The organism is Anaeromyxobacter sp. Red801, from assembly GCF_049201065.2.
Taxonomy (GTDB): Bacteria; Myxococcota; Myxococcia; order Myxococcales; family Anaeromyxobacteraceae; genus Anaeromyxobacter.
On record NZ_CM181236.1, the window covers coordinates 1,128,267 to 1,149,720 of the forward strand.

A 21,454-nucleotide genomic window follows, 5' to 3' on the forward strand; every position below is an offset into this window, starting at 1 on the left:
CGTGTCGAGAGCGATCGTGTTCCAGTCGGTGCTGGGCCTGGCGATGGTGTTCGGGCCGGCCGTGGGCGCCGCCCAGGCCTTCCGCCACCAGACCACCGTCTACTCGGATCCGAAGGAGGGCCAGCTGAGGCGGCCCGAGGGCGTGGCCTGCGGGGCGGGCGGCGCCGTCGTGGTCGCCGACACCGGCAACGCCCGGCTGCTGCTGTACACGTACCGTGACGGAAGCCTCAGCGGCGGCACGCAGGTGAAGCTCGCACAGGTGCCGTACCCGTACCGGGTGCAGCTGGATCCCAAGGGCGAGGTGCTGGTGCTGGACGAGAAGCTGCGCAAGATCGTGCGGCTCGACGCGAAGGGCGCCTTCCTCGGCAACGTCGACCTGCAGGGCGCGCCGGCCGGCACGCTCCCCGGCGCCTTCAAGGTGGACGGCGCGGGCAACCTCTACGTGCTCGACGTCCTCGGGCCGCGGGTGCTCGTCACCGACCCCGCCGGCAAGGTGACCCGGCAGGTCGAGCTGCCGCGCGAGGGGGCGCAGTTCACCGACGTGGCGGTGGACGGGGGCGGCACGCTCTACGCCGTGGACGCGGTGGGCGCCGGCATCTGGACCGCGGACAAGGGCGCCACCGCGTTCAAGCGCCTCACCGAGTCGCGCAAGGACGTGATGAGCTTCCCGACCTACCTGGCGTTCCACCAGGGCAAGCTGTACGTCGTGGACCAGCACGGCGGCGGGATCGCGATCCTCGGCTCCGACGGCTCGTTCCAGGGGCGGCAGCTCGCGCTCGGCTGGAGCCCCGGCCTGGTCTACTACCCCGCCCAGATCTGCTTCGAGCCGGACGGCGCCGTGTTCGTGGCGGATCGCGGCAACGACCGCATCCAGGTGTTCGACACCGGCCGGTGAGGAGGCGAGTGGCTCGCATCCCGATCACCCTCGTCGCCGCACTCGCGATCGCGCAGGCGCTCCCTCGTGCGGCCCGGTCGGCGGAGCCCGCGCCCGGCGAGGGCGACGCACGGCGTCCCGTCTCGCTGGCGTACCTCTACGACGTGGCGGCGCTGGACGGTCCCATCGCGATGAGCTGGGCGACGCTCGGCTACGACGCCGCCCGCCGCGAGCTCTACGTCATCGCGCCGGGCGAGGGGGTGCGCGTCTTCAACCGGACCGGGGTCGAGGTGTACCGCTTCGGCGACGAGGGCCAGCTCGGCTGGGTGCGCGGCGTCGCGGTGATCGAGAACGGCGATCTGCTGCTGCTCTCCGAGCGAGACGGGCCCCGGGTGCTGCGGGCCGACTTCCGGGGCACGCAGACGGGCGAGCTGCAGTTCTCGGCGCCGGCGAGCCTCGGCGCGTTCACGCCGACCAGGCTGGCGTACCGGGACGGGCTCGTCTACCTCGCCGACACCGTGAAGCTCAAGCTGCTGGTGACGGATCTCCGGGGCGCGACGGTCCGCGCGGTCGACCTCGCCAAGCTGGCGCTGGAGGGCGCCTCGGCGGACGGCAACGAGCTGCACGGCTTCAGCGTGGACCCGCGCGGCAACGTCCTGTTCACCATCCCCACCCTGTTCCACGCATACGTCCTCGCGCCGGACGGGACGGTGCGCGTCTTCGGCCAGCGCGGCAGCCGGCCCGGGCTCTTCAACGTGGTGGGGCCGATCGTGGCGGACGAGGAGGGGAACATCTTCGTGGCGGACCAGCTCCGGCGCGTCGTGATGGTGTTCGGGCCGGACCTCCAGTTCGCCGGCGAGTCCGCCGGCGGCGCGGCGGGACTGGTCATCCCCAGCGAGATGGCGGTCGGCAACGGCGTGCTCTTCGTATCGCAGGGAGGAAACCGGGGCGTCAGCGCGTTCCTGGTGCATGGCCGCTGAGCGTGGCCTCGCAGGGTGCGGAACGCCGCGACGTAACCCGGTCGCGGGACGCAGGCGAAGACTGGATGGACAGCAAGCCGCAGGACGGCGGCAGAGGGATCGTGTCAGCGTCGAAGCGAGTGCCAGGGGTTCGTCGACTCGCGGCCGCGGCGGTCGCGCTGCTCGCGGCAGCGCCGGCCCTGGCGTTCCATTCCGGCGGCGCCGCCCGCTGCGAAGGCTGCCACACGATGCACGGCAGCACGACGAAGACCTCCGGTTCGGCCCTGGTCCAGGGGGCGGACGCGAGCTCCACCTGCCTCCTCTGCCACGCGGGCGTGGCCTCCGCGCCGCACTCCGTCTACTCGCTCTCGGTCCAGCCCGGCGCCGCGCCGCTCAACATGACGCCGGGCGGCGACTTCGCGTGGCTGGCGAAGTCGTGGTCCTGGGCCGGCACGGCGGGGCTCGAGACGAGCCCGGGCGACGCCCACGGCCACAACATCGTGGCCGCCGACTACGGCCGCTTCGCAGATCCCAGGCATCCGACCGCGCCCGGCGGCAGCTATCCCTCGAACCAGCTCTCGTGCATCAGCTGCCACGATCCGCACGGGAAGTACCGCGTGCGGGATGGCGGGGTCGTGGCCACCGGCGGCGCGCCCATCGTCGCCTCCGGTTCGTACGGCGACCGCACCGCGTACGTGGCGCCGACCCAGACCACCGCGATCGGCACCTATCGCATGCTGGCCGGCGTGGGCTACCAGCCGCGGACGCTCGCGGGCGTCAACGCGTTCTCGGCGGATCCGCCGGTCGCGCTCGCGCCCAGCACCTACAACCAGGGCGAGCGGATCTCCGACGTCCGGGTGGCGTACGGGAGCGGGATGTCCGAGTGGTGCGGCAACTGCCACGGCGCGATCCACACCCCGGCGAACCCGACGCGCCCGGGGGAGTTCATGCACCCCTCCGGCAGCAGCGCCAAGCTCGGGATGCTCGCCAACGTGTACAACGCCTACGTGAAGACCGGTGACCTCGGCGGGAGCTACGCGCTCGCCTACACGTCGCTGGTGCCGTACGAGGAGGGCACCGCGGATCGGGCGACGCTCGCCGCGAGCACGTCCAGCGACGGGATGGTGCGCACCGGGCCGGTGCGCGGTCAGGAGAACGTGATGTGCCTCTCCTGCCATCGCGCGCACGCCTCGGGCTGGGACGGATCGCTACGCTGGAACGTGAAGAGCGAGTACGTGGTGGCGAGCGGGCAGTGGCCGGGGATCGACGCCATCGGGGAGGCCGGGCGGGCGGCGGTGGCCCAGGGGCGCACCCGGGCCGAGACGCGCGGCGCGATGTACGACCGCGAGCCGACCGCGTTCGCCACCTTCCAGACCAGCCTGTGCAACAAGTGTCACGCGAAGTGACGGCGAGGACCGCATGAGCGCGCAGGCAGGACGAGCGGGGACGTGGCTTCGGCGCGCGGGCGGGCCGCTGGCGGGCGCCGCCGTCCTCGCGCTGCTCGCCGCCTGCGGCGCCGGCGGCGGATCGAGCTCGTCCGGGAAGGGCTACCCGCAGCCGTCGCCGAAGGGTCGGGTGCTCGGCCTCTCCTCGGCGGCGACGATCGGCGGGCAGGGCGGAACCCTCGTCTCGCCGGACGGCCTGCTCACGGTCACGGTCCCCGCCGGTGCCGTGGCTTCGCCGGTGGCCTTCACCGTGGACGAGATCACGAACACGGCCCCCGGCGCGATCGATCCGACCAAGGCCTACCGCCTCGGCCCGGAGGGGACGATCTTCTCCGCGCCGGTGCAGCTGACGTTCGTGGCGGGGCCGGCGGGCACGCCGCTCGACGGCATCGCCGTCGCGTATCAGGAGCGCCAGGGCTTCTGGCTGCGGTACCGCGACCGCGACATCGCCCGTGACCTCGCCGCCGGGACGTTGACGGTCGCCTCGCTGCACTTCAGCGACTGGAGCCTGGTGGGAAGCTCCGCCCGCGATCTCGACGGCACCGTCACGGTGGACTCGACCCTGAGCAAGACCTACACCGCGACCGGGAGCCTCGCGCTCAACTACGCGGCCGAGGACCCGGGCGGCGCCTACTTCCTGCAGTGGGGGACGCTCGCGCTCGACTCCGCGACCGTGACCGCGCCCGACGTCGCCTGCACCGCGGCGGACACGGCGTTCGAGCTCGAGGCGACCATCGCCGAGGTGATGGCCTCGCCCGCGTTCCGGTTCGGCATCACCGCGCGGTGGCCGCTCTCGTGCAGCTACGCCGGCGGCCCCGCGTACGACGAGCTGCTGTCGCTCCAGTTCGACACGCTCGGCATCTACCACCCGACCTGCAAGCGGACGCTCGCCGCCGGGTCGGTGATCTCGCAGGACCACCTGCAGGGCCAGTACACGCTGGACTGCGCCACGGCCGGGGTGGTGCAGCTGAGCTGGGACCTGACCACCGCCGCGATGCGCGTGCCCGTGGCGGTGGACGACGCCGCCACGGTGTCCGAGGGCTCGTTCGTGGTGGTGAACGTGCTCGCGAACGACACGGTCGCGGATGGCGTGGCGGGCCTGGCCATCCTCACGGGCCCTGCGAACGGAGCGGCCGTCCTGAACCCCGACCGGACGGTCACCTACACCCCGTCGCCGGGCTACTTCGGCCCGGACGCGTTCACCTACCAGGTGACCGACTCGGACGGCCAGACCGGCTCGGCGACGGTGAGCGTCGCGGTGACCGCGGTGGACAGCGGCTCGCCGGTGGCGGTGGACGACGCGGTCACGACGCTCGAGGACACCGCGGCCACGGTGAACGTGCTCGCCAACGACACGGTGCAGGATCCGCCCGCCACGGTCACCATCGCGACCGCGCCGGGGAAGGGCACCGCCCGGTGAACGCCGACGGGACGATCACCTACACGCCGTCCGCCAACGCGTTCGGCGCGGACGCGTTCAGCTACCAGGTGAGCGACTACGACGGGCAGGTCGCGACTGCGACCGTCTCGGTCACGGTGACCCCGGTCGACGACGGGCCGCCCACGGCCGCGGGCGAGGCGGTGACGGTCGCGGAGGGCGGCGTGGTCGTCATCGGCGTCCTCGCGAACGACACGGTGGTGGACGGCGTCTCCGCGCTCGCGGTGACCGCCGGGCCGGCCGGCGGCACGGCGGTCGTGAACGCCGACCACACCATCACCTATACGCCGGCCCCGGCGTTCAACGGGGCGGACGCCTTCACGTACCAGGTGACCGACGGCGACGGGCAGACCGCCAGCGCGACGGTGAGCATCACGGTGACGGCCGTGGACAGCGGCGCGCCGGTCGCCGTGGCGGACTCGGCCTCGACGCCGGAGGGGGCCGCGCTCGTGGTGCCGGTGCTCGCGAACGACACCGTGCTCGATCGGCCCGCCACGGTGATCGTGATCGCGGCGCCGGCGCACGGGAGCGCGATCCCGAACGCCGACGGCACGGTGACCTACACGCCGGCAGCGGGATGGAACGGCGCGGACGGGTTCACGTACCAGGTCGCCGACGCCGACGGGCAGACCTCGTCCGCGACGGTGAGCGTGTCGGTCACGCCGGTGGACAGCGGCGCGCCCGCGGCGGTGGCGGATTCGGTGACCACGGCGGAGGGGAGCGCGACCACGGTTGCCGTGCTCGCGAACGACACCGTCCAGGATCCGCCGGCGACGGTGACCGTGGTCTCGGCGCCGGCGCACGGCACCGCGGTGGCGAACGCGGACGGCACGGTGACGTACACGCCCGCCGCGGGGTGGAACGGCGCCGACGGGTTCACGTACCAGGTCGCCGACCTCGACGGGCAGACCGCCAGCGCGACCGTGAGCATCACGGTGAGCGCCGTGGACAGCGGCGCGCCGGTGGCGACCGCGGACGCTGCCACGACGGCCGAAGGCACCGCGACCACGGTCGCCGTGCTCGCGAACGACACGGTCCAGGATCCGCCGGCGACGGTGACCGTGCTCTCGGCGCCGGCGCACGGGAACGCGGTGGCGAACGCGGACGGCACGGTGACCTACACGCCGGCGCCGGGCTGGAACGGCACCGACGCGTTCACCTACCGGGTGGCCGACCTCGACGGCCAGACCGCCTCGGCCACGGTGAACGTGACGGTCACGCCCGTCGACAGCGGCGCGCCCGTGGCGGTGGCCGACGCGGTCACCACGGCGGAGGGCACCGCCACCCTCGTCGCGGTGCTCGCGAACGACACGATCGTCGATCCCCCCGCGACCGTGACCGTCCTGGTCCCTCCGGCGAACGGCACCGCCATCGCGAACGCCGACGGGACCGTCACCTACACGCCGGCGGCGGGGTGGAATGGTGCGGACGCGTTCACCTACCAGGTGGCCGACCTCGACGGGCAGGCCGCCAGCGCGACGGTGAGCATCACGGTCACCGCCGTGGACAGCGGCACGCCCGTCGCGCTCGCCGACTCCGCGAGCACGGCGGAGGGGAGCCCGGCCATCGTCCCGGTGCTCGCGAACGACGTCGTCCTCGATCTCCCGCCCACCGTCACGATCCTGTCGGCGCCCGCCCACGGCGCGGCGGTGGCGAACGCGGACGGTACGGTGACCTACACGCCCGTGGCGGGCTGGAACGGCACCGACGTGTTCACCTACCAGGTGGCCGACCTCGACGGGCAGACCGCGCAGGCGGACGTCACGGTCACGGTGACCCCGGCCGACAGCGGCGCGCCCGTGGCGGCGGCGGATGCGGCGACGACGGCGGAGGACACGCCGGCCGCGGTGGCGGTCCTCGCGAACGACACCGTGGTGGATCCGCCCGCCACCGTGAGCTTGCTGGTTGCGCCGGCGCACGGAGCGGCCGCGGTGCAGGCGGACGGCAGCATCGTCTACACGCCGGCCGCGAACTGGTTCGGCGAGGACGCGTTCACCTACCAGGTGGCCGACCTGGACGGCCAGGTCGCGTCGGCGGCGGTGTCGGTCACCGTCACGCCGGTGGATGACGGACCGCCGGTCCCGGTGGATGATGCGGCGACCGTGCCGGTGGACACCGCGGCGATCATCGCCGTCCTGGCGAACGACGCCGTCGTGGACGGGGTGGCCTCGGTGACCGCGGGCACGCCGGCGAACGGGACCGCGGTCGCCAACGCCGACGGGACCATCACCTACACGCCCGCCGCCGGCTACGTGGGCGCGGACACGTTCACGTACCAGGTCACCGACACCGACGGGCAGTCGGCCTCGGGCATCGTCTCCATCACCGTCACGTCTCCCTGAGCTCGCGGTCGAGCGGTCGCCGCCGGATCCGGCGTCACGGGATCCGGGGCGACGCCACCATGGACGGCACATGCGCTTCCTCGTGTTCTTCCTCTTCTTCGTGTCCGGAGCGGCGGGCCTGGTCTACGAGGTCGCCTGGGCTCGTTCCCTCGGCGTCGTCTTCGGTGCGTCGCACCTCGCGGTCACCACGGTCCTCGCGGTCTACATGGGCGGGCAGGCGCTGGGCGCCGCGCTGCTCGGCTCCCGGGCGGACCGCAGCGAACGGCCGCTCAGGCTGTACGGCCTCCTGGAGCTCGGGATCGGCCTGGCCGCGCTCGCGTTCGTCGGGCTGATGCGCATCTATCCCGCGCTGTACGTTCCGCTGGCGCGGGTCGCGGAGGAGAGCCCGCTCTACCTGACCGTGGTCCGGACCACGTTCGCCGCGCTCGCCATCATCGTCCCGACGACGCTCATGGGGGGCACGCTCCCCACCTTGAGCCGGTTCTTCGCGGCCCCGGAGGGTGGGGTCGCGAGGCAGCTCTCGCTCCTGTACGGGCTCAACACCCTGGGTGCCGTCGTGGGCGCCCTGACGGCCGGCTTCGTGCTGCTCCCGCGGCTCGGGGTCACCACCACGCTGCTGATGACTGCGGGCGTGAGCATCGCGGTGGGCGCGGCATCCATGGTGTTGCAGCGAATGGAGTCCCTGGTGCGGGTCTCGCCGGCGCGACGCGCAGCGGCAGGCGATGGCGCGGGCGCGGCCGAGCCGGCGCGCGGGAGCTCGGACGACTTCGCCGCCCGGCTCACGCTCCTCGGGATCGGCCTGTCCGGCTTCTGCGCGCTGGGATACGAGGTGCTCTGGACGCGGATGCTCACGCTGGTGGTCGGGACCTCGGTCTACAGCTTCACGGTCATGCTGGTGGCGTTCCTCGTCGGCATCGCGCTCGGCAGCTACGCGTTCGGCCTGGTCCGCCGGCTGTTCGTCGGTGGCAGGCACGCTGGCGTCCTCCTGTTCGGGGGCATCCAGGTCCTGATCGGCCTGTCGGCGCTCGCCGTCACGATCCTCATGCGCGACCTGCCGCTCACGGCGGGGCACGCGCGCGAGCTGCTCTCCGGGCTGGCGCTGACCGGGTTCGCAGAGCGCGTCGGCTCCTCGTTCGGGATCGCGTTCGCGTACCTGCTGCTGCCGTCGTTCCTGATGGGCCTGGCGTTCCCGGTCGCGGGGGCCGTCTGGTCGGCCGGCCGTGCCGGGACGGGGGCGGCCGTGGGTCGGCTCCTCACCGTGAACACCGTCGGCGCCATCCTCGGCTCGGCGACGACCGGGTTCGCGCTCGTCTATCTGTTCGGGATCGAGCGCTCCCTGCAGATGCTGATCATCGTGAACGTCACGTGCGGCCTGGCGATCGCGGCGAGCGCCTCGATGCGGCGGTGGGCCGTCGCGTCCGTCGCAGCGCTCGGTGCAGCGCTCCTCGTCGCACGCGGCGCCGCGCCGGCCTGGGGGCGCGTCTGGGATCAGAAGTTCTTCGCGACCTTCTCCAACATGCGCCGGACCGTGGAGGCCCCGGAGCGCGCCATGGCGCGCCTGCAGGACGCGGAGGTCCTCTACTACCACGAGGGCGTCGACGAGACCGTGAGCGTGATCCGCGCACGGGGGGACGTCCAGCAGACGTTCATCGTGAACGGGAGGCCGGAGGCGTCCAACGCGCCCATCGACGTGCAGCTCCAGCGCGCGCTCGGACACCTTCCGATGCTGCTGCACCGCGACCCGCGCAGCGTCTTCGTCCTCGGGACCGGCAGCGGGATGACCCTGGGCGCGACGTCGATCCACCCGGAGGTCCAGCGGATCGTCCTCGCGGAGATCGAGAAGGGCGTGCTGGGCGTGGCGCGTACGTTCTCCGAGTGGAACGCGCACGTCCTCGACGACCCCAGGCTGCACATCGTGTTCAACGACGGCCGGAACCACCTCGCCAGCACGCGGCAGAGGTTCGACGTCATCACCTCCGACCCCATCCACCCGTGGTCCGGCGGCGCGGCCTACCTCTACACGGTCGAGTACTTCCGCACCGTCGCCGACCACCTCGCGCCGGGCGGCATGGTCAGCCAGTGGCTCCCGCTCTACGAGCTGTCCACCGACGACGTACGGACGGTGCTGCGGACGTTCGCCGAGGCGTTCCCGCACGTCCAGGTCTGGCTCACCTACTACGACGCCGTGCTGATCGGCTCGAACGAGCCGATCGTGGTGGACGAGGCCGGCCTGGAGCGGCGCCTCGCGAACCCCGCGATCCGCGACGATCTCGCGGCCGTCCACATGGGGTCCGTCCGGGATCTGCTCGCCTACTTCGTGCTCGGGGACGCCGGCGCCCGCGAGTTCGCCCGGGGTGGCAGGATCAACAGGGACGACAACCTCACGCTCGAGTTCTCGGCGCCGCTGTCGCAGGGTGCGCTGACGGCGGGCGGCAACGTGCTCGCCCTCGCCGCCGCCCGCGAGAGCCTGGTGCCCTACCTCGCCGCCGCCTCGGCGGCCGAGCAGCGGCAGGCTGCGGTCGACCGCTGGTCGCGCAACCTGGAAACGGCGCGGCTGTTCGACCTCGCGCACGCCCAGTACCTCGCGGGCGAACAGTCGAGCCAGGGGTTCGCGGAGCTGCTCGCCACCGTCCGCGTACGCGATCCGGGGTACGCACCGCTCCTGTTCCTGCTCGACGAGGCGCAGTACGAGGATCGGCGCCAGCCGGTCGTCGTGGCGGAGACTCCACTCGACCTGCGCGAGGAGTCGGGGACCGCGACGCGCGTACGCCTCGCCGCAATCCGCACGTTCCTGGGACGCGGACGCGTGCTCGTCTCGTTCGCCGACATGGAGGGAAGGGAGGTGTGGGCGAAGCGCATCCTCTGCGGTCGTTACGAGCAACTCGAGGACGCCACCGCGCGGTATGCCGACCGGGTTCTCGGGGCTGCGAGAACCGCGTCGTCCGAGAGGGCGGCCAGGACGCCGGGGGCATCGGCCGGCGCCGTTCGCGAGGTACTCCAGCGGGAGGCGGACCGGGGCGCATGCCTGCGGGCTCCATGACGCACCGGCGGAGACTTCGCGGTGGCCGAGGTGCCGCTGATGTGGCGGATTCGCCCGGTTCGCGTGGTGTAGACTGCGGGCTTTCCAGCCGATCAGGGGTCCAGAGATGACGTCCATCCCCGTCGCCGCGCCCGACCTGACCGGGAACGAGGAGCGCTACGTGGTCGAGGCGCTGCGTTCCAGCTGGATCTCGTCCACCGGCCCGTTCGTCGGCCGCTTCGAGCGAGCCTTCGCGGAGCAGTGCGGCACGCGCGCGGCGATCGGGGTCGCGAACGGCACGCTTGCGCTCCACCTCGCGCTGCTCACCATGGACCTGCGGCCGGGCGACGAGGTGCTGGTCCCGTCGCTGACGTACATCGCCACCGCGAACGCGGTCCGCTACTGCGGCGCCGAGCCGGTGTTCGTGGACGTGGACCCCGCGACCTGGTGCATGGACCCGGAACGGCTGGAGGCGAGCATCACGCGGCGCACCAAGGGCATCATCCCGGTGCACCTGTACGGCCACCCGGCGGACATGGACGCCATCGGCCACATCGCCGCGACGCACGGCCTGTGGGTGGTGGAGGACGCCGCCGAGGCGCACTTCGCGCGGTACAAGGGCCGGCCGACCGGGTCGCTGGCGCGCATCGGCGTGTTCTCCTTCTACGGCAACAAGGTGCTCACGAGCGGCGAGGGAGGAGCGGTGACGCTGGACGACCCCGCCCTGGAGCGCCGGGCGCGGCTGCTCCGCGGGCAGGGGGTCGATCCGGACCGGCGCTACTTCTTCCCCATCACCGGGTACAACTACCGGCTCACGAACATCTGCTGCGCGCTCCTGTGCGCCCAGCTGGAGCGCGCGCCGCAGCTCCTCGCCCGGCGTCGGGCCATCTACGCGCGGTATCGCGCCGCGCTGGAGGGGGTGCCGGGCATCGGGTTCCAGCCGCAGGCGAGCTGGGCGGAGCTCTCGCCGTGGCTCTTCAGCGTCACGGTGGACGCGGCCGAGTTCGGGCGCTCGCGCGACGAGCTGGCGGCGCGCCTGGCCGAGCTCGGCATCGAGACGCGCCCGTTCTTCCGGCCGCTGCACCGGCTCCCGCCGTTCTGGGAGGAGTCGCGCCGGCGCGGCGAGGCGCTCCCCGTCACCGATCGTCTCGGCGCGATCGGGCTGAACCTTCCCACCCACACGCAGCTGACCGACGCGGAGGTCGACCGGGTCGCCGCCGCCATCGTGGAGGCGCGCCGTTGAGCGCCGACCTGCTACGCGAGCAGCTCGAGCTCCGGCGCGTCGGCCCTGACCTCGAGGCAGCGCTCGCCGAGCTGTTCTCGGCCCTGGTCGCGGCGGGGGACGACCGGTCCTTCCACCCGCACCCGTTCACGCCCGAAGCGGCGGCCGAGCGCGCCCGCTACGCCGGGCTCGACGTGTACTGCGCGGCCGTGGTCGCCGGCCGGGTGCTCGGGTACGGCATGCTGCGGGGCTGGGACGAGGGCTACGCCGTCCCGAGCCTCGGCATCGCCATCCACCCTGCGGCGCGCGGGCTCGGCCTGGGGCGCCTCGTGATGGAGTACCTCCACTGCGAGGCTCGCCGCCGCGGCGCCCCGCGGATCCGGCTCAAGGTCTACCCTGCCAACGCCGCCGCCGTGGCGCTGTACCGGTCGCTCGGGTACGAGTTCCAGGGCGAGGAGCGCGGTCAGCTGGTGGGCTACAAGGCGCTGCCGGCGCGCCCCTGACCGCCGTCGCCTCCATGCCTACGCCACCGCCAGCCAGCGCTCCGGAGACCAGTGCTCGACCCGCCAGGCGCGAGGGTGCCCGCGCCGGCGCGTTCGCGCGCAGCTGGGCATGGTGGCGCGAGGGCTGGTCGATGGTACGGCTTCGGCCGTTCGAACAGGACACTCCGCACGGGCGCTCGCAGGAACGGTACCGTCGTATCGCGCTCACGACCCTCTCCGGGTTTGCAGTGCGCGGCCTGGGCACCGCGGTCGGCCTGGTCACCGTGCCGCTGCTGCTCGCCTATCTCGGCAAGGAGCGCTTCGGGCTCTGGAGCACCGTCACGACGGTCGTGGCCTGGGCGACGCTCTTCGACCTCGGGATCGCGAATGGGCTCGTGAACTGCCTCGCGAAGGCACATGGGCGCGGCGAGCGCGATCTGGCTGCTAAGTATGTCTCGACGGCGCTGGCCGCGCTCGTCGCGATCGCGGCGGTGCTGGCCGCCGGGGTGGCGGCGAGCGCGTGGAGCATCCCATGGGAGCGAGTGCTCGCAGTCCGCGGGGCCGTGGACGCGCAGACGGTCCGCTGGTCGGTGGTGGCTGCCCTGGCCACCTTCATCATCGGGTTGCCGCTCTCGGTGGGGGGGCAAATCTACGCAGCGTACCAGCGTGCGTACGTCGCGAACGCCTTCGCCATGATCGGCGCCGTGGTCGGCGTCGTCGCCCTGCTCGCCGCGCTCGGCCTCGGCGCCGGCCTGCCCGCGCTCGTGCTGGTCTTCGGCCTGGGCGGGCTCGTCGCCTCGGCGCTGGGGCTGGGATACGCGATGCGTGTCGCCATGCCCTGGCTTCGCTTCCGCGTCGGAGCGGTGGATCGCGAGGCGTTGCGAGAGGTGATGGCCCGCTCCATCCCGATGTTCCTGTTCCAGGTGGGCGCACTCGTGGTGAATGAGACGCAGGCGATCATCCTGGCGCATCGCTGCAACCTGGCAATCGTGGCCGAGTACGCGATCCTCATGCGGCTCTACCTCATCGCGCTCGGGGTGGTGCAGCTCAGCACCTCCTCATTCGTCCCGAGCTTCCGCGAGGCGGTCGAGCGGGGTGAGCACGCGTGGGTCCGCGCAAGCTTCGCGCAGTTCGTGAGGGTGCGCGTCGGCCTGGCACTGCTGGGCGGCGCTGCGCTGGTCCTCGTCGGGAATCCGTTGCTACGAATCTGGCTGCGCAGGTCCGACGTGTCGTTCTCTCCGTCCACCTGGATCGTACTCTGGGTGATGATGGTCTCGGTGACATGGGTCGGCGCTCACTCGGATCTGCTCGCCATCACCGATCGGCTCTGGGGCCTCGTCGCTCTCGTGTTCGTCAACGCGACCGCGACCGTGTTGCTGACCTGGTGGCTGGCGCCCCACCTGCAGGTGCTCGGGGTGGTGATCGCGTCGGGCGCCGTGACGGCCCTGGCCTTCACCTGGATCCTTCCCTGGATGGCGCGCCCCGTCCTCAGGGGAGGCAATGACGTCGGAAAGTGAGTCCCTGATGCTGCTGCGCGTCATCGATTACGTGGCCAACCCGGGCGGCGGGGTGCGCTTCACCATCGAGATGCTGCGCGGGCTGCAGCGCCTGCCTGGGCTGCAGATCGAGCTCGTGAGCCACGCCGAGGCGCTGGAGCGCTACGGATCGCTGCTGAGCAGGGATCCAGGCGTGCGCCTCGTGGATTTTCCCCCAGTGGATGCATGGCGCTCGCGGACGCTCATGGCCGGGATCCCGGGCGCGGGGCCGCTCAACCTGTTGCTCGGCACGGCGCGTTTCCACCACGCGGTCGCGGGCGACCTGCTGGACGGCGCCGACGTAGTGTGGTTTCCGTGGCTGCACCGACACCGCATCCCATGGACGCGTGCGGGACGGGTGGTCGCCACGTTGCACCGTCATCACGCTGCAGTTTCCCGAGATCGCCGCTGCGTGGATTCGCCGCGACGAGCGCGAGACGGTCCGGGCCTGGCTCTCGTCCGAGGCGCGCATCGCCATCACCTCGAACGCGACCGCCGGGACCCTGTACTCGATGTTCGGAACCCCCAGGGAACGCCTGGAGCTGATCCCGCTCTCCGGCAGTCACGAGCGCCCGCCCGGCCCGGCCGAGCGAAGCAGCCGTGCCTTCACGCATCGAGAGTACCTCCTTGCGCCCATCAACATCACGCCTCACAAGAACGCTGAGGTACTCCTGCGCGCCCTCGGGAGGACCGGAGCACGGCACCCCCTGGTCCTCACGGGAAGCGGGATGGACCTGTGGCCGCCTCGGAGCGCGCGCGCTCGCAAGCTGACGGAGCTCGCGGAAGCATCGGGTTTCGCGCGCGACGCATCGCTCTTCGCGCTCGGCTACGTGGACGATCGAGCGTACGAGCAGCTCCTCGATGAGGCCTGGGCGCTCGTGATGCCGACGCTCGCCGAGGGCGGCGGTAGCTTCCCGGTGCTGGAGGCGCTGACCGCGGGAATCCCCGTGATCGCCTCCGACATCCCGGTCATGCGGGAGATGCTCGAGCGGACCGGTGGGCAGGTCCTCTGGTTCAATCCCAGGGACCCCGCTGATCTTGCGGCCAGGCTCGCCGAGCTCGAGGCGGGATACCCCGAGTACCGGCGCAGGGCCGAAGCGCAGGCGAAGACACTGCGTCTGCGAACTTGGGACGACGTCGCCGCCGAGTACGCGCGCCTGCTGCGGCTCACCTAGCTCCCTTCCGAGAGCAACCGCGCATCGACGCGGTCCAGCGGGCGCCCGGCGGCAGCACGGTACAGCGCGCGATAGGCGCGCGCAGTTCGGTCCCAGGTGAACCTGGCGACCTGCCGTGTCCCGTGATCGACCAGGGCGCTCGCGCGAACGGGATCGGTCCAGACCCGCTCGATCGCGGTCGCCATGGCCGCAACGTTCGTCGGGTCGAACATCTCGGCCGCACTCCCGGCGACGTCGGGCAACGATGACGTTCCGGAGCACGCGACCGGCACGCCCGACCGGAACGCCTCGAGGACGGGCATGCCGAAGCCTTCGAAGAGGCTCGGGAACACCAGCAACGATGCGAGCCGGTAGAGGCCGACGAGGTCGAACGGCTCGACGAAGCCTACGAAGCGGACCATGCCGGTGAGATCGAGGCGCCGGAGCTCCGCCACGAGCGAGGGGTGACACGCATCGCGATGCCCCGAGCAGACGAGCGGAACCTCAACCCCACGCGCTCGGAGCAAGGCGAGCGCCTGGAACAGCCGGACGTGGTTCTTGTGCGGGAACGTCTGGGCCGGGAACAGCGCGAAGCGCCCGGGGAGCGCCAGGCGATCACGCAGCTGCCGCAGGTCCGCCTCGTCGGGTGCCGGGTACGCGTCGAGCACCGGCGCCCAGCCGATCACGTGGACCCTGGACGCGTCGAGTCCGAGGTGCTCGACCAGATCCCGCTTCCCGTAAGGTGTCAGCGCGACGACCGCGGCCGCCTGCCGGGCAAGCGTGCGGTAGGTCACCGCGCGCCACCGGACGTGCTGGCGCGAGAAGAACGCCGGGAAGTGTACGTGCTGCAGGTCGTGCGGCACGTAAATGGAGGGCACGGAGGTGCGGAACCCGTGCTGCAGCGCGAAGTGCACAACGTCCGCACGGAGCGACTCGACGAAGCCGTCGGACGGTGGAACCCGGACCGGCATCCACCGCACCACCGCGCGAGCGAGCCGGTCGTAGACGGCAGGAGAGAGCAGCGCGCTCCCCGCGACGCGCCTCGGCGTGCGCGGCCATGCAAGCATGTGACAGGCACCCGCGACATGCGGCGCCAGCCAATCCGCCGAGTCGTCGTTGACGAGGAAGATGTACTCCTCCTCCCCATCCCGGAGCGCCGCGAGGCCAGAGGCGAGGCCGATGAGCGCCTGCTGCACGCCGCCCTGCTCACCTGCCCGCAGCCGGGCGTCGATGCAGATTCGAAGCGTGCTCATCCGGTCACCGCGGCCGGCGCGGCGGACTCGCGTCCCGCCGCGGGCTCGTAGACGCGTTCGAGCCAGTCCAGGAACACGCCGGGATCCCGATGGCGGTCGACCAGGCCGGTGCGCAGCACGTCGAGCAGAACGTCCTTCCGCCGGTCGAACCCCGGCCAGAAGTCGACGAAGTCGAGGCGGACGGGATTCATGATGCCTCCGCGTGGCCGGTCCGCGCCGCCCGGCCCGAGAGTGCCGACGCGTACGCAGCGCGCAGCGCGCGGCCCACCGCGGTCGTCGAGAAGCGATCGGCAACCAGCCGCCGGCCGGCAGCGCCCATGGCCGTGCGCCGGCTAGGGTCGCGCAGCAAGCGTAGGATGGCCTCCGCGAGGGCGCCCGCATCGAGCGGGACGACCTCGCCCGCGCTGGCGCGCTGCACCTCGCGGGCGAGGTTCACCCGGTCCGACACGACCACGGGGAGCCCGGCCGCCATGCCCTCGGCAACCGACATGCCGAAGTTCTCCTGGTGAGAAGGCGCCGCCAGGACGGCGGCGCGCGCGAGCGCGCGCGCGCGGCCCTGGGCATCGAGTAGGCCGGTGAAGGTGACGGCGCCCTGAAGTCCAGCCTCCGCGACCTGCCGCTCCACCACGGCGCGGTGCCCCCCCTCGTCCGGCCCGGCGATCACCAGCCGCGCGCGCGGCTCGTGCTCGCGGACCCGCTTCATGGCAGGCACCAGCAAGTCGAATCCCTTCACGGGGTGGATGCGCGACAGCAGCAGCACCTCGAAGCTGCGCGCCCGATCAGCCTCGTCCCCCAAGCTCAGGAACTGCTCGGCCTCGACCACGTCCGGAACGACGACCGCCGGCCGCATCCGCACCCACGCCGGCGTCTCCTCCTGTTCCGCCGCCGTCGTGAAGTGCAGGAACGCGGCCCGCTCGAGGCTGCGCCTCTCTGCGACGGCAAGGAAGACGCGCTTCTCGAGCGAGCGCTGGCGCAGCGCCCACGGGTTCAGCGCGCCGTGCAAGGTGACGACATACGGGATGCCGCGCGCCTGGCAGTGACGCGCCGCGACGATCCCGGCCGCCGTCCAGAGCATGTGGAGGTGGACGAGATCGAACGCCTCCGCGTGAGCCCTGAGTGCCCGGCCGAGCGCGGGCGCGTAGAACGCGCGGCCAAGCCGGTGCACCGAACGGAAGTACGACACCGGCACGCCGTCCACGTCGCGCCGGCCGGACGCGATCGCCGGCAGATCGCTTCGGGACCGCTGCGTCGTCGTGAACAGCTCCACGTCGACCCCGGCGCCGGCGAGCGCGTGGAGCATGCCTTCGACGGCGGTCACGACGCCTCCCCACTCCGTCGCCGGCGCATAGCAGCCGCTGACGTGCAGGACCCTCATCCCGGCGCGCCTCCGGCGCTGCGCTCGCGGGAGGACAGCAGTTCGACCGCCGCCCCGGCGAGCACGGCGGCCCGCCCGGCGACCTGCGCGATTCGCTGGGCGGGTCCACCCGCCGGCAGCGCGCGGTTCGGTGTATGCGGGGCGTCGCTGGCGAGCACGCCGGGCGAACCGACCAGCCGGCTCGTCCGGACGTGGCTTCGCCCTGCCCAGTAGAGCCGCGACAGGTAGTAGCGCGGCGTGAGCTTCGCGGACGATACGTGATGCAGGGCCGCGGCCCCCGGCTCGTAGAGGACGCGGAGACCGGCGCGACGAACGCGGAGGCCAAGCGCGGTGTCCTCCCCGGCAACCAGCGATCCGGAACGGCTCGCATCGAAGCCCAGCGTCACCTCGAAACCGCCGACCCGCCGCAGCACGTCCGCCGGGATCGCGAAGTTCGCGCCGATCGGCAGGTCCCGCGGCGGGAACTCGCAGCGCGCGTCGCCCAGGTCGTAGAGCCCGAGGAGGAAGGCGTGCGCCGCGGGAAACCAGGCGGGGCGCGGTGCGTCCCAGAGCGGACGGAGGCGCCCGCCGACCATCCCGGGGCGAGGGAGGGTGGCGAAGGCGGCCGAGTACGCCGTCAGCCATGCTGGGTCAGCCACGGCGTCGTCATCCAGGAAGGCGAGCAAGGAGCCGCGCGCGTGCGCTGCGCCGAGGTTGCGGGCGCGGCTCAGCCCGGTCACGTCGGAGTGGAGATAGACGACGCGCGGGTCGCCGAGCGCAGTCACCGCCTCGCGAGTGCGGACGTCGCGGCTCTGGTCCACGACGAGGATCTCGAGGTCGGCCCACGTTCCGCCGAGCACGGAGCGCACCGCCGCCACGGCGAGCTCGGGCCGATGCACGGTGGCGAGGATCACCGAGAAGGCCGGCGCGGTCATCTCGGTCGCCTGCCGAGCGCGTCCAGGAACGGCCGCACCCACAGGTTGAGCTGCGTCTTCAGGCGAACGGCCGGGTGGCGGGCCAGGATGTCCTCGCGCTGCTGAAGGGCTTCGCCCATCCGCTCGAGAGCGATGCGCTCGAATCCATGGCGGATCTGGATGAGGTGGACCTCGGCGAGCGAACGGCCGCGCTGGCCGAAGCTCTTGGTGGCGTCGTGCATCGTCTCCTCGGCCCAGATCTCACCGCTGAGGGCGAATCGGCCCAGCGCCGACATCCTGAGCCAGAGGTCGAAGTCCATCGCGTAGTGGTAGGACTCCTCCACCCCGCCCAGGCGTTCCCAGGCGTCACGTCGGAAGAAGCAGGCCGGCTGCGAGATCCTCCCTGTACGGCCCCAGTCCGCCAGTTCCTCGCGCGTCGCGCCCCGCGGCGCGTTCGTGTAGTACGAGCGACCATCCACCGTGACCGTGCGACACGCGCCAGCCCAGGCGATCGCGTCGGGGTTCGCGGCACGGAAGCGGGCGACGGCGTGCAGCGCGCCCGGAGCGAGCCGATCGTCGCTGCACAGCCAGTTCACCACGTCTCCGCCGGCGCGCGCGAGGCCCTGGTTCAACGCGTCGCTCTGGCCGCGGTCCTTCTGCGAGACCCATCCGGCCAGCCACGGCTCGTACTTCCGGATGATCTCGACCGACCCGTCCGTGGAGCCGCCGTCCATGATCACGTACTCGAGCGATGGATATCCCTGCAGGAGCACGGAGCGGATCGTCGCCTCGAGGAAGCGCGCCTGGTTGAACGACGGGGTGACCAGCGTGATCGTGGGCAACGGCACCGGCGCGGGCGGTACTGCGGTGCCGGTGGTCCAGGGCCAGCCCCTCGCGCCGTCGGGCGGCGGAGGAAGCTCGTCAAGGCTGGGGCAGGCGCGGAATGGCATCGGATGGCGGTACGGGCGATCAGTCGCGCTGGAGCGGCGGGGCCTGGGCCGTCGGGCTCCGAACCGCCTCGTCCCGCTCCGCCGAGAGGATGGCCAGCTCCTGCGTGAGCTGACGCACCTGCTGCGTCAGGCGGGAGAGCACGGTCGAGAAGTGCACGCTGATGAGCAGCAGGAAGAGCAGGCCGAACAGGAACAGCGTGGTGGTGACGGTCACCGCGCCGATGAGCGCGGTCACCCGCTCGACCAGCCCGTACCAGGAGGCCAGCAACAGCATGGCGACGCCGGTGACGATCCAGAGGAACGAGTACTCCTCCTTCAGCTTGCGGCGCCGGACCAGCTCGAGGATCACGCCGAAGGTGACCAGGCTGGCCGTGACCGCGAACACGCGCTGGGTGGGGGTCATCGCGTCTCCCTCCGGAGCGGGACCAGGAACAGCGCCAGCGACATCCGGAACACGTAGTAGAGCGGCTTGACGACGCCGCCGTGCATGCTCTTGCCCTCGGGCGACGGGAGCATCCGGACCGGCACCTCGGTGAGCCGGAGGCCGGCGCGCGCGACCATCGCGAGCACGTCGGCGTCGGGGTAGTCCACCGGGTACCGCTCGTGCGCGTAGAAGCGCAGCGCCTCGCGCGAGATGGCCTGGAACCCGCTGGTGGGGTCGGTGATCCGCTGGCCGGACAGCGCGCTCGCCACCCTCCCGAACAGCCACATGCCGATGCGCCGCGCGAGCGGCGGGCGGTAGGAGCCGGGCTCGAGGAACCGCGACCCGACGACCACGTCGGCGTCGTGGAGCGCGGTGAGCAGCCGCGGGATCGACGCGGGATCGTGCTGGCCGTCCGCGTCGAGCTGGAGGACGGCGTCGTAGCCGTGGCGCAGCGCGTACCGGTAGCCGGTCTGGAGGGCGGCGCCGTAGCCGAGGTTCACCGGGTGCACCGCCACGCGGGCCCCTCCCGCGCGCGCCTCGGCGGCGGTCTCGTCCGCGGAGCCGTCGTCGACGACGAGCACGTCGCCGGCCACCTGATCGCGCACCGCCTCGACCACCCGCCGGATGCCCCGGGCCTCGTTGAACGCGGGCATCACGACCAGCAGACGGGCCGGGTGGGCGTGCGGCGTCTCGGCGACGAGTGCGTGCGTCAAGGCAGGAATGACGTAGCATACGCCCGGGACCGGGAAAAGCGGGCACCATCCGGCCGGAACGCTGCCTGGGAGGGCGGTTGCGAGTCTCCATCATCACGCCGTCGTTCAACCAGGGCGGCTTCATCGAGCGCACCGTCGAGAGCGTGCTCGCGCAGCGGGGTGACTTCGAGCTCGAGTACCTGGTGGTGGACGGAGGCTCCACCGACGCGACGCTCTCGGTGCTGCGACGCTACGAGGGGCGGCTCCGCTGGATCTCCGAGCCGGACCGGGGGCAGTGCGACGCCATCAACAAGGGCCTGCGGATGACCTCCGGCGAGATCGTCGCCTGGCTCAACTCCGACGACACCTACGAGCCGGGCGCCCTCCAGGCGGCGGTCGAGGCGCTCCGGGCTGACGCGCGCTGGTGCTTCGGCGAGTGCCGGATCGTGGACGAGCAGGACCGCGAGATCCGCCGCGGCGTCACCGCCTACAAGAACGCGCAGGCCCGTCGGTACGAGCTGCGGCGCCTGCTCGGGCGGAACTTCATCTCGCAGCCGGCGACGTTCTTCCGGCGCGAGCTCGTCGCCGAGGTGGGCCCGCTCGACGAGGGGCTGCACTTCGCCATGGACTACGACCTCTGGCTGCGCTTCGCCCGGGTAGCGCGGCCGGTGTTCGTGCCGCGTCCGCTCGCGGCGTTCCGCTGGCACGCCTCGTCCAAGACCGGCGCCCGCTACCGCACCGGCGCGTGGGAGGCGTTCCGCATCGCCTGCCGCCGCGCGCGCGGGACGGAGCGCCTGGCGCTGCCGGGGCACCTGGCGCGGTACGCGGCGCAGGTCGCGGTCTACCAGGCGCTGGACCTCGCCGCGGCGCTGCGCCGGCGGTGACCCCGGCCGCTCACTTCTCGATCGCCACGTCCACCAGCACCGGCGCGAGCACCCGCACGATCTCCGCCGGCGCGAGCCCGACCAGGAAGCCGCGCGAGCCGCCGTTGATGTAGACCTTCTCGAGCTCGAGGATGGACCGCTCCAGGTACACCGGCAGCTTCTTGCGGGTGCCGAACGGGCTCGTCCCGCCGACCTGGTAGCCGGAGTGCCGGTTCGCCACCTCCGGCCTGCAGGGCTGGACGGTCTTCTTGCCGATGGTGCGCGCGAGCGCCTTGGTGGAGACCTCGCGGTCGCCGTGCATGAGGACCACCAGCGGCTCGCGGTCCTCGTCCTCCATGACGAGCGTCTTGATGGTGGCGTGCTCGTCCACCCCGAGCTCGCGGGCGGAGACTCGCGTGCCGCCGTGCTCCTCGTAGCGGTAGGGGTGCTCGGTGTACGCGACGCCCTGCTCGCGGAGGAGGCGCGTGGCGGGCGTCGACGGGATCTTGCTCATGCGCGCGGAGGATACCGCAG

General features: G+C 72.4%; 19 protein-coding genes. 11 read left to right on the plus strand and 8 right to left on the minus strand.

The annotated features are described in order from the left end of the window. Position 1: 1 nt before the first annotated feature. The 10 genes from ACOQFB_RS05150 (at position 2) to ACOQFB_RS05195 (ending at position 14,491) form a co-directional block, all read left to right on the plus strand. The gene (locus ACOQFB_RS05150) at positions 2–895 is read left to right on the plus strand and encodes an NHL repeat-containing protein (RefSeq protein WP_421608854.1); all 894 of its coding nucleotides are present in this window, start codon (positions 2–4) and stop codon (positions 893–895) included. Positions 896–903: 8 nt separating this feature from the next. Beyond that, complete coding sequence (locus ACOQFB_RS05155) at positions 904–1,854, plus strand: NHL repeat-containing protein (RefSeq protein WP_421608855.1); 951 nt, start codon at positions 904–906, stop codon at positions 1,852–1,854. Between the two features lie 227 nt (positions 1,855–2,081). Next, a complete protein-coding gene (locus ACOQFB_RS05160) occupies positions 2,082–3,239 on the plus strand; it encodes a cytochrome C (RefSeq protein WP_421608856.1) in 1,158 nt (385 codons plus the stop codon). Between the two features lie 13 nt (positions 3,240–3,252). After that, positions 3,253–4,698 (plus strand): Ig-like domain-containing protein, encoded by a 1,446-nt coding sequence (locus ACOQFB_RS05165; RefSeq protein ID WP_494492484.1) that lies wholly within the window; start codon positions 3,253–3,255, stop codon positions 4,696–4,698. Further along, complete coding sequence (locus ACOQFB_RS05170) at positions 4,695–7,058, plus strand: Ig-like domain-containing protein (RefSeq protein ID WP_494492485.1); 2,364 nt, start codon at positions 4,695–4,697, stop codon at positions 7,056–7,058. Before ACOQFB_RS05165 ends, ACOQFB_RS05170 begins: the two co-directional genes overlap by 4 nt. Before the next feature lie 70 nt (positions 7,059–7,128). Further along, positions 7,129–10,098 (plus strand): fused MFS/spermidine synthase, encoded by a 2,970-nt coding sequence (locus ACOQFB_RS05175; RefSeq protein WP_421608858.1) that lies wholly within the window; start codon positions 7,129–7,131, stop codon positions 10,096–10,098. 106 nt (positions 10,099–10,204) lie between these two features. Continuing rightward, complete coding sequence (locus tag ACOQFB_RS05180) at positions 10,205–11,320, plus strand: DegT/DnrJ/EryC1/StrS family aminotransferase (protein ID WP_421608859.1); 1,116 nt, start codon at positions 10,205–10,207, stop codon at positions 11,318–11,320. After that, entirely contained in the window at positions 11,317–11,802 is a 486-nt protein-coding gene (locus tag ACOQFB_RS05185; RefSeq protein WP_421608860.1) for a GNAT family N-acetyltransferase, read from the plus strand. The genes ACOQFB_RS05180 and ACOQFB_RS05185 overlap by 4 nt, the downstream gene beginning before the upstream one ends. A 131-nt stretch (positions 11,803–11,933) precedes the next feature. Next, the gene (locus ACOQFB_RS05190) at positions 11,934–13,298 is read left to right on the plus strand and encodes a lipopolysaccharide biosynthesis protein (protein WP_421608861.1); all 1,365 of its coding nucleotides are present in this window, start codon (positions 11,934–11,936) and stop codon (positions 13,296–13,298) included. 365 nt (positions 13,299–13,663) lie between these two features. Then, complete coding sequence (locus ACOQFB_RS05195; RefSeq protein ID WP_494492486.1) at positions 13,664–14,491, plus strand: glycosyltransferase; 828 nt, start codon at positions 13,664–13,666, stop codon at positions 14,489–14,491. On the opposite strand, the gene ACOQFB_RS05200 is transcribed toward ACOQFB_RS05195, so the two are convergent. Genes ACOQFB_RS05200 through ACOQFB_RS05230 form a run of 7 tightly spaced genes read right to left on the minus strand, consistent with a single transcriptional unit; the run spans position 14,488 to position 20,078 of the window. Further along, the gene (locus tag ACOQFB_RS05200; RefSeq protein WP_421608863.1) at positions 14,488–15,723 is read right to left on the minus strand and encodes a glycosyltransferase family 4 protein; all 1,236 of its coding nucleotides are present in this window, start codon (positions 15,721–15,723) and stop codon (positions 14,488–14,490) included. The two genes, ACOQFB_RS05195 and ACOQFB_RS05200, sit on opposite strands and share 4 nt — an antisense overlap. Further along, entirely contained in the window at positions 15,720–15,914 is a 195-nt protein-coding gene (locus ACOQFB_RS05205; protein ID WP_421608864.1) for a hypothetical protein, read from the minus strand. Before ACOQFB_RS05205 ends, ACOQFB_RS05200 begins: the two co-directional genes overlap by 4 nt. Further along, complete coding sequence (locus ACOQFB_RS05210) at positions 15,911–17,041, minus strand: glycosyltransferase (RefSeq protein WP_421608865.1); 1,131 nt, start codon at positions 17,039–17,041, stop codon at positions 15,911–15,913. Before ACOQFB_RS05210 ends, ACOQFB_RS05205 begins: the two co-directional genes overlap by 4 nt. A gap of 53 nt (positions 17,042–17,094) precedes the next feature. Continuing rightward, positions 17,095–18,012, minus strand: a complete 918-nt coding sequence (locus ACOQFB_RS05215; protein ID WP_421608866.1) for a glycosyltransferase family 2 protein — start codon at positions 18,010–18,012, stop codon at positions 17,095–17,097. Further along, positions 18,009–18,941, minus strand: coding sequence for a glycosyltransferase family 2 protein (locus ACOQFB_RS05220; RefSeq protein ID WP_421608867.1), 933 nt, complete (start codon positions 18,939–18,941; stop codon positions 18,009–18,011). The genes ACOQFB_RS05215 and ACOQFB_RS05220 overlap by 4 nt, the downstream gene beginning before the upstream one ends. A 19-nt stretch (positions 18,942–18,960) precedes the next feature. Beyond that, a complete protein-coding gene (locus ACOQFB_RS05225; RefSeq protein ID WP_421608868.1) occupies positions 18,961–19,344 on the minus strand; it encodes a DUF2304 domain-containing protein in 384 nt (127 codons plus the stop codon). Then, a complete protein-coding gene (locus tag ACOQFB_RS05230) occupies positions 19,341–20,078 on the minus strand; it encodes a glycosyltransferase family 2 protein (protein ID WP_421608869.1) in 738 nt (245 codons plus the stop codon). Before ACOQFB_RS05230 ends, ACOQFB_RS05225 begins: the two co-directional genes overlap by 4 nt. Positions 20,079–20,155: 77 nt before the next feature. Here ACOQFB_RS05230 and ACOQFB_RS05235 point away from each other — a divergent pair, with 77 nt between their 5' ends. Beyond that, positions 20,156–20,941 carry a glycosyltransferase family 2 protein gene (locus ACOQFB_RS05235; RefSeq protein WP_421608870.1) on the plus strand — a complete coding sequence of 262 codons (786 nt, stop codon included), beginning with the start codon at positions 20,156–20,158 and terminating at the stop codon, positions 20,939–20,941. A 10-nt stretch (positions 20,942–20,951) separates the two neighbouring features. Here the strand turns inward: ACOQFB_RS05235 and ybaK are convergent, their stop codons facing one another. Then, a complete protein-coding gene (gene ybaK, locus ACOQFB_RS05240) occupies positions 20,952–21,434 on the minus strand; it encodes a Cys-tRNA(Pro) deacylase (protein WP_059437497.1) in 483 nt (160 codons plus the stop codon). Positions 21,435–21,454: the final 20 nt, after the last annotated feature.